Annotated in this window: 5 protein-coding genes; all 5 read left to right on the top strand. The window is 63.7% G+C overall.

The annotated features are described in order from the left end of the window. Nucleotides 1-55: 55 nt before the first annotated feature. A complete protein-coding gene (locus AC1Q6J_RS12475; RefSeq protein ID WP_006018710.1) occupies nucleotides 56-4,375 on the top strand; it encodes a bifunctional class I SAM-dependent methyltransferase/DEAD/DEAH box helicase in 4,320 nt (1,439 codons plus the stop codon). Then, nucleotides 4,375-5,436, top strand: a complete 1,062-nt coding sequence (locus tag AC1Q6J_RS12480) for a DUF7146 domain-containing protein (protein WP_006018711.1) — start codon at nucleotides 4,375-4,377, stop codon at nucleotides 5,434-5,436. Before AC1Q6J_RS12475 ends, AC1Q6J_RS12480 begins: the two co-directional genes overlap by 1 nt. Before the next feature lie 339 nt (nucleotides 5,437-5,775). Beyond that, the gene (locus tag AC1Q6J_RS12485; RefSeq protein ID WP_006018712.1) at nucleotides 5,776-6,699 is read left to right on the top strand and encodes a DUF2493 domain-containing protein; all 924 of its coding nucleotides are present in this window, start codon (nucleotides 5,776-5,778) and stop codon (nucleotides 6,697-6,699) included. A gap of 140 nt (nucleotides 6,700-6,839) precedes the next feature. Continuing rightward, nucleotides 6,840-7,289, top strand: coding sequence for a hypothetical protein (locus AC1Q6J_RS12490; protein ID WP_006018713.1), 450 nt, complete (start codon nucleotides 6,840-6,842; stop codon nucleotides 7,287-7,289). A 92-nt stretch (nucleotides 7,290-7,381) separates the two neighbouring features. Further along, complete coding sequence (locus AC1Q6J_RS12495; protein ID WP_080654815.1) at nucleotides 7,382-7,678, top strand: hypothetical protein; 297 nt, start codon at nucleotides 7,382-7,384, stop codon at nucleotides 7,676-7,678. The last annotated feature ends 304 nt before the right edge of the window (nucleotides 7,679-7,982 follow it).

The raw sequence follows: 7,982 nt of genomic DNA on the forward strand, positions 1-7,982 counted from the left end.
AAAGGAGAGCGCCTGATGGTTCGACCCATTCCTGCTCTCCGAAAGAATTCCTGCCATGACCGAATCTCTTGCCGGCGGCATCGCCACGCCGCTCTCCATGCGTGCCGCTGCAAATCTCACCTCTGCCGCTGTCAGGGCCGCGCGACAGGTCCTGACCGAGCTCGAACGCGGCCGTCGCATCGATGCCGCTGTTCTGCGTAGCGCCATGGAGTCTGCCTTTGGCGCCTCGGACACGGCCGGCGTTTGGAATTGGAAGACCGCCTATGACGTCTGCGAGGCGGCAGCCGTTCTGTTCCTTCGCAAGTTCGGCCCCGCGATGCGTGCCAAGGCTGGGTCGACGGCAGCAATGCTGCCGATGCTCACGAAGATCGCTAGCTGTCTGCCGACCCACACGCGGCGTTCCGAGGACAGCCAGGCGCTTCAGCAATTCTCGACGCCGATCCCGCTTGGGCTGGCCGCATGCGCCGCGGCTGGCATTACGCCGGCCGATCGCGTTCTTGAGCCTTCTGCTGGGACCGGTTTGCTCGCCGTCTTTGCCGAGCTCGCCGGCGGCGTTCTGGTCTTGAACGAGTTGGCCGAGGCCCGCGCGGCGCTGCTCGATCATCTCTTCGCAGGCGTTAAGGTCTCGCGGTTCGATGCTGCACAGATCGACGACCACCTCGACGCGAGTGTCGTGCCGAGCGTCGTTCTGATGAACCCGCCGTTCTCGGCATTGACGAACGTAGACCGACGGATGACGGATGCGGCTCTCCGTCACATCGCTTCAGCGCTCGCGCGTCTTGGCGACGGTGGACGCCTTGTCGCCATCACTGGCGCCAGCTTCGCACCGGATAACCCGGCATGGCGAGAAGCCTTTGTGCGGCTCCAGGAACGCGGGCAGGTAGCGTTTTCTGCGGCGATCGACGGCGCCATCTACGCGAAGCACGGAACACAAATCGACACACGGCTGCTTGTGATCGACAAGCTGCCCGCTGCCGATCCGACGGCTTTTCCGGCTTCGCCAGGCATGGCGGCCGACGTCGCTACCTTGCTCGACTGGGTGAACCAGCATGTGCCTCCAAGGCTGCCCGTCGCCATATCACCGGAGATCGTCGCTATCGAGCGGCCGGCTATGTCGCGATCGCTGGGCGCCGTTGCACCACGCTCATCGTCTTCTTCGAGAGACGCCGCGCCAGAAGGCGTCGAACTTACATACGAAACGGTCGAATGGTCGCCGCCGGAAGGCACCCGGCTCACCGATGCCCTTTACGAGGAATACGGATTGCAATCGATCCGTATTCCCGGATCGTGCGCACACCCGACCAAGCTCGTGCAGTCCGCGGCGATGGCGTCCGTTGCGTCACCGAAACCATCCTATCGTCCGCACCTGCCTTCGAGTCTGGTGGCAGATGGAGTTCTGTCGGACGCCCAACTTGAGAGCGTCATCTATGCCGGCGAGGCGCATTCTGAGTTTCTCGTGGGCTCCTGGACGGTCGATGCGACCTTTGATGTTATCGCCGCCGCGCGCGATGACGCAGAGAATGCCGTCCGCTTTCGCCGCGGCTGGTTCTTGGGCGATGGCACCGGCGCGGGCAAGGGCCGGCAGGTCGCCGGGATTCTGCTCGACAACTGGCTCAAGGGCCGCCGACGTGCCGTCTGGGTCAGCAAATCCGACAAGCTGATCGAGGACGCGCAGCGCGATTGGTCCGCGCTCGGGATGGAGCGCCTGCTCGTTACGCCCTTGTCCCGGTTTCGCCAGGGCACCCGGATCCGGCTTGCGGAAGGCGTCCTATTTACCACCTACGCCACGCTACGGACCGACGAGCGTGGCGAGAAGCTTTCGCGCGTCAGGCAGATCGTCGAATGGTTGGGCTCGGACTTCGACGGAGTGATCGTCTTCGACGAGAGCCACGCCATGCAGAATGCGATCGGGGGCAAGGGCGAGCGTGGTGACCAAGCGGCCTCTCAGCAGGGGCGCGCGGGCTTGAGGCTCCAGCACGCGCTGCCGAATGCCCGCGTGGTCTATGTGTCGGCGACGGGCGCAACCACGGTCCACAATCTCGCTTATGCCCAACGCCTCGGCCTTTGGGGCGGCGCCGACTTTCCGTTCGCCACCCGTGCCGAGTTCGTCGAAGCGATCGAGGAGGGTGGGGTCGCGGCCATGGAGGTGCTGGCGCGCGACCTCAAGGCGCTCGGCCTCTACGCAGCCCGCTCGCTCTCTTACGAGGGCGTCGAGTACGAGCTTGTTGAGCACCAACTGACGCCGGAGCAGGTCCGCATTTACGACGCCTATGCCGGTGCGTTCAGCGTCATCCATAATAACCTGGACGCGGCGATGCGGGCCGCCAACATCACCGGCGCAACGGGAACGCTGAACGGGCAGGCCAAATCTGCGGCACGCTCCGCCTTCGAAAGCGCGAAGCAGCGCTTCTTCGGTCACCTCCTGACCTCGATGAAGACCCCGTCACTGATCCGTGCGATCGAGAACGATCTTGAGGCTGGGCACGCCGCGGTCATCCAGATCGTGTCGACGGGCGAAGCGCTGATGGAGCGCCGGCTCGCGGAGATTCCAACTGAAGAATGGGGCGACGTCCAGGTCGACATCACCCCGCGCGAGTATGTCCTCGACTACCTCGCCCACTCCTTCCCGGTCCAGCTCTACGAACCCTTCACCGACTCGGAAGGTAACCTCTGCTCCCGGCCTGTCTATCGCGACGGCCAGCCGGTCGAGAGCCGGGAAGCCGTCGCACGCCGTGACCGCCTCATCGAGAAGCTTGCCTCGCTGCCGCCGGTACCTGGGGCACTGGATCAGGTCATCCAGCGCTTCGGCACCGAACTGGTCGCCGAGGTGACGGGCCGCTCGCGCCGCGTCATCCGCAAGGGCGACCGGCTGGTGGTCGAAAACCGCGCAGGCTCGGCCAATCTCGCCGAGACCTCGGCCTTCATGGATGACGTCAAGCGCATCCTCGTGTTCTCCGACGCCGGCGGCACGGGGCGGAGTTACCATGCCGAACTGTCGGCGCGGAATCGCCGGTTGCGCGTCCATTACCTGCTCGAGCCCGGCTGGAAGGCCGACGCCGCGATCCAAGGCCTTGGCCGCACCAACCGGACCAACCAGGCGCAGCCGCCGCTGTTTCGTCCGATTGCGACAGACGTGAAGGCCGAGAAGCGCTTTCTCAGCACCATTGCCCGCCGGCTCGATACGTTGGGAGCCATTACGCGCGGCCAACGTCAGACCGGAGGACAGGGCCTGTTCCGGCCCGAGGACAATCTCGAAAGCCAGTATGGACGTGATGCGTTGCGTCAGCTCTACACGCTGCTCGCGCGAGGCAAGGTCGACGGTTGCTCGCTTGGGAGGTTCGAGGATGCAACCGGTCTGAAGCTCATGGATGCCAATGGGCTCAGGAATGACCTGCCGCCGATCACGACCTTTCTGAACAGGTTATTGGCGCTCACCATCGACCTCCAGAATGTGCTGTTCACCGCCTTCGAGCAGCTCTTGACCGCTCGGATCGAAGGCGCGGTTGCATCCGGCACCTACGACGTCGGGTTGGAAACACTCCGTGCCGAGAGCCTTGTCGTCACCGACCGGCGGACGATCTATGACCAGCGGGGGACCGGCGCCGAGACCCGGCTGCTCACTGTCACACAGCGCCAGCGCAATCATCCGGTGAGTCTGGATGACGCTCTTGCTCGTCTTTCCGATCGTCAGGCCGTCCTGCTGGTCAATGAGCGCTCGGGACGAGCCGCCGTGCAGGTCCCCGCGGCGAGCGTCATGCTCGATGACGGCGAGATCGAGCGGCGCGTCCGTCTGATCCGGCCGATGGATCAGCACACGGTCCCCTTGAGCATGATGGCGGAGAGCCACTGGATCGAAGCGGACCGTGGGCGCTTCGCTGCGGCCTGGGTGGCGGAGCTTGCCGAGGTGCCCCAGTTCACGGAAAGCACGATCCACGTTGTGGCGGGCTTGCTGCTCCCTATCTGGAAGCGGCTGCCGAACGAATCAACCCGCGTCTATCGGCTCCAGACCGATGCGGGCGAACGCATCATCGGACGCAAGTTTTCGGCCACATGGGTCGCAAACGTCCTTTCGAGGGACGCGCCCGCGCTGACGCCGGACGCTGCCTTTGCCGCGCTGATGGAGGGACGCACCGTCCTCGACCTCGCGGAGGAACTCCAACTTCGCCGCGTCCGGGTGATGGGCGCCTATCGCATCGAGCTGTCCGGATTCAACGACACGATACGCGATCGCCTCCGTGCTTACGGCCTCTTTGGGGAGATCATCTCCTGGAAGCTGCGCATGTTCGTACCCACGGACGCGAGCGGCATCGAGGTCCTGTCCAGGGTGCTCGACACCTATCCGGTTACGGGCGTCAGTGAGCGGGAGGCCGCGTGATGGCCGGCGATGCTTCCGAACTGGCACGCCGCCTCTCGTGCGAGGCTGAGGCGGTGTGCCGACACTATCTCTCTAATGGCAGGCGGGCGGGGCGGTACTGGCTGGTCGGCGACGTCTACAATACGCCGGGCCGCTCGTTGTTCGTGCGGCTGCACGAATCACCGAAGGGACCCGCTGGGAAATGGACCGACGCCGCGACCGGAGAACATGGTGATCTCCTCGACATCATCCGCGAAAGTCTGGCCTTGCGAGACTTTCGCGAGGTCGCCGAGGAGGCGAGGCGCTTTCTGAAGCTGCCTCGTTCCGAGGAGCAATCACTCCCGAGGCCCGTTCGTCCAGTCGCGCCGGCCGGATCGCAGGAAGCCGCTCGTCGGCTCTTTGCGATATCCAACCCGATTGAAGGGACATTAGCCGAGGCGTACTTGCAGCGTCGCGGAATTAGTTGCATCAACCATGGTGGCAGCTTGCGCTTCCATCCTCGTTGCTACTATCGACCGGATGAGCATTCGTCGACCGAAACCTGGCCGGCGATGATAGCCTGTGTCACCGACCTCGATGGACGGATCACCGGCGTGCACCGCACCTGGCTAGATCCACACGGTTTTGATCGCGTGCGGCTCGGCAAGGCTCCGATCGACACACCACGACGCGCCATGGGTGACCTGCTCGGCAACGCCGTTCGCTTCGGCGTGGTCGATGATGTGCTCGCTGCCGGCGAGGGAATCGAGACCATGCTGTCACTGCGTTACGCACTGCCGGCCCTGCCCATGGCGGCCGCGCTTTCGGCTAATCATCTCGCAGCGATGATGCTGCCATCTGGCCTGCGTCGGCTCTATATCGCCCGCGATGACGATGCTGCCGGAGATACCGTACAGGCGATTCTCACGCAGCGCGCGGTAGAGGCCGGCGTTGAAGCGATTCCGCTGTCGCCTCGGGTGGGCGATTTCAACGAAGATCTGCACATCTTTGGCCTCGAAGCCCTCCGCGCATCGTTGCGGCTTCAGCTCGTACCAGAGGACGTCGTCCGTTTGCTGCATTCGTCGTTGGCAACCGCGGAATAGCCCCGGCAATTCGATGGGCATCGACAGGTCGGTCGCGGTGCGGCCACTGCCGGGAGAGCACGCGACCACGGCCTTCTAGAGGGCGATCGGACGGCAAGCGGCTCGGACCGGCAATGGCTGCGTCCGGCTATTTTCCGCCGCGCGCCGGCGACGAGAAGACACATTAGCCATCTGGCGAGCGCGCTTTGCATCGCGAAGCAAAATAGCCCGGCCTCCGCCATCCTCCGCTGCGCTTCGGCCCTCCGCTCTGCTCCGGGTTCTGGCCCGTTCCGCCTGCCGTCTGAGTGATCGCCACGAAGGCCGCGATGGTCGCGGCCGATCCGGCAAAGGATCGCCTCCATGACCGACCACGATGACATCGAACCACCGCACGACGCATCTCCGACCGAACACGTTCTTGCCGAATTGCAGCTCTTCGGTTACCGCCCCTTCGACGACCAGCCCGATCCACGGCCGCTTCCCGACGGCAGGATCATTACCGGTGCCGTCGTCGATATCTTCGATGCCCTGGTCGCGACGTTGAGCGACACGCGGCTCGAGCCGGACCTCGACGATCTGCTCTGGTCGACCGTCAACCTGTTCCACCGAGCCGTCGACCGCATCGGTCGCCAACTCGACGACAACGAACAGGCGCAACGGAAGAGTCAGCGCGAGCAGGACGGTTCCGAAGTTCGATCCGTCGAACTCGAACGCATCACGGCGGAAGGCACCACGTTGATCGAGCGACGCAACTGCCTGGAGCTCTTCCGTGACCAAGCCATCGAACGCTTCGAGACTCACACCGGCACATTATGGCGCCCCCGATCGGGATCGCTGGTGAACCACCGCACCCTGACCGCGGCGATGATCGACTCCCGCGACTTCATCGCAGCCAAGCGCCGCGCCGAGACCGAGATCCTGCTGCCCTCAGGGCCAAAGATCGCGCTCACCGGAGGGCTCGACTTCAACGACCACCACCTCATCTGGGATCGTCTCGACAAGGTTCATGCCAAGCATCCCGACATGGTCCTGCTGCATGGCGGCTCCCCGAGGGGGGCCGAACTGATCGCCTCGAAATGGGCGAGCAACCGCAAAGTGGCCCAGATCGCCTTCAAGCCCGACTGGACGAGGCACGCCAAGGCAGCACCGTTCAAGCGCAACGATGCCATGCTCGAACTCCTGCCGATCGGCGTCATGCACTTCCCGGGCACGGGCATCCAGGACAACCTCGCCGACAAGGCGAAACGGCTCGGCATCCCGGTCTGGATGTTCGGCGGCGCATGAGCGCCGTCTGCTCAACTGAAGTCTTTGAGGCGAAATTGCTCCCGCCGCAACTCCGCCTCGTTTCAGTCTCATATCCAGAGTTGCGCCGTGGTGGTGGTGGAAGGCGCGACTGGTAGATCTATGCACATGGAGCCACCACCATGCTCGCTATTGGGCTTGTTCTCAACACACTCGGCATCGGTCTGTTCTGCTGGGCGATCATTGCGCTTGCCGTGTATGCCCTGCCGTTTTTTGTCGCACTCATTATCGGGATGATGACGTTTCACAGCGACGCCGGCCTCATTGGCGCCATGCTTATCGCGACGGCCGGCGGTGCGCTGACGCTGGTCCTCGGCCAGGTCGCCTTTGCTGTTACTCGGTCCTCGGCCTTGCGCATCGCGATCGCAACAGCATTCGCTGTTCCCGCCGCCGTCGCCGGCTATCATGTGGTGTTCGCCGTGTCCAATATCGGGGTGCCCTCGCTGGCTTGGCGTGAAGTCTTCGCTTCCTTGGGCGCGGTTTGCGTTGGCGGCACGGCGATGACGCGCTTGGTGGTTTTGGCGAAGACCCGCCCGTTCGAGCCCGATGTGGTGGTGGAGAAACCGTCCTAGCCAATTCTTACGGCCGCATGGCCCCAGGGGCGATCGCTTACCGCTGCCATGTCGAATAGCTTCGTTTCGCGTAGATCGGCGCGGTGAACGGGATGATCGAACTTGAGCGCGGAGATCTCGTCCTGCTCGGAATTCATCGATCAAGCTGCCGACATTCGGTCTGGCCCACGCAGCCGCGGCAGAACGATCTTATCTCGATCCGTTCTTGGGAGACGATACCGCCTTTTGCAGGAGATTGTTTCTCTTTCCCCGCTGAATCGTTCACGCCTCTTGTTCATCAAAACCGAGATAGCCACGCTTCTCCAGATATCGTGGTTCAGCACGCGGACGCACGTGGCCTCGTTGATGGCTTGATCTGGCCGAAGACCGGCTTCGCCTCGATCGTCTGAGCCGCAACGCCGTTGATGCGACTTTCTTCCCCTGGGCTTCGCCCATTCCTCGCGAGGCAAGAAAGTCGCCACAACGACGTCCTCCGCTGCGCTCCGGCCCGAGCGGGTGCGTCGCCGATCGTCCTCGGCCCTAGATCGCCATCGAGGCCGCGGTGGTCGCGGGCTCGAAACACAACAGGAGAAGTGACATGGCTAACATCGGTTCTTTCAAGAAGGTCGGTAACGAATTAGGTTACGCGCGAGAAGGTGTCCTTTAGCGCGCTGACTGTTGCGAGTTTTGCACGCAGACGTCCGGGTCAAGCGT

The sequence above is a fragment of the Afipia sp. MLSD5-FHT05B12 genome (assembly GCF_058793355.1).

Excerpts from the sequence above, each read along its gene's own strand:
- AC1Q6J_RS12475 (WP_006018710.1), top strand. The coding sequence starts at position 56 with ATGACCGAATCTCTTGCCGGCGGCATCGCCACGCCGCTCTCCATGCGT.
- AC1Q6J_RS12480 (WP_006018711.1), top strand. The coding sequence starts at position 4,375 with ATGGCCGGCGATGCTTCCGAACTGGCACGCCGCCTCTCGTGCGAGGCT.
- AC1Q6J_RS12485 (WP_006018712.1), top strand. The coding sequence starts at position 5,776 with ATGACCGACCACGATGACATCGAACCACCGCACGACGCATCTCCGACC.
- AC1Q6J_RS12490 (WP_006018713.1), top strand. The coding sequence starts at position 6,840 with ATGCTCGCTATTGGGCTTGTTCTCAACACACTCGGCATCGGTCTGTTC.
- AC1Q6J_RS12495 (WP_080654815.1), top strand. The coding sequence starts at position 7,382 with ATGATCGAACTTGAGCGCGGAGATCTCGTCCTGCTCGGAATTCATCGA.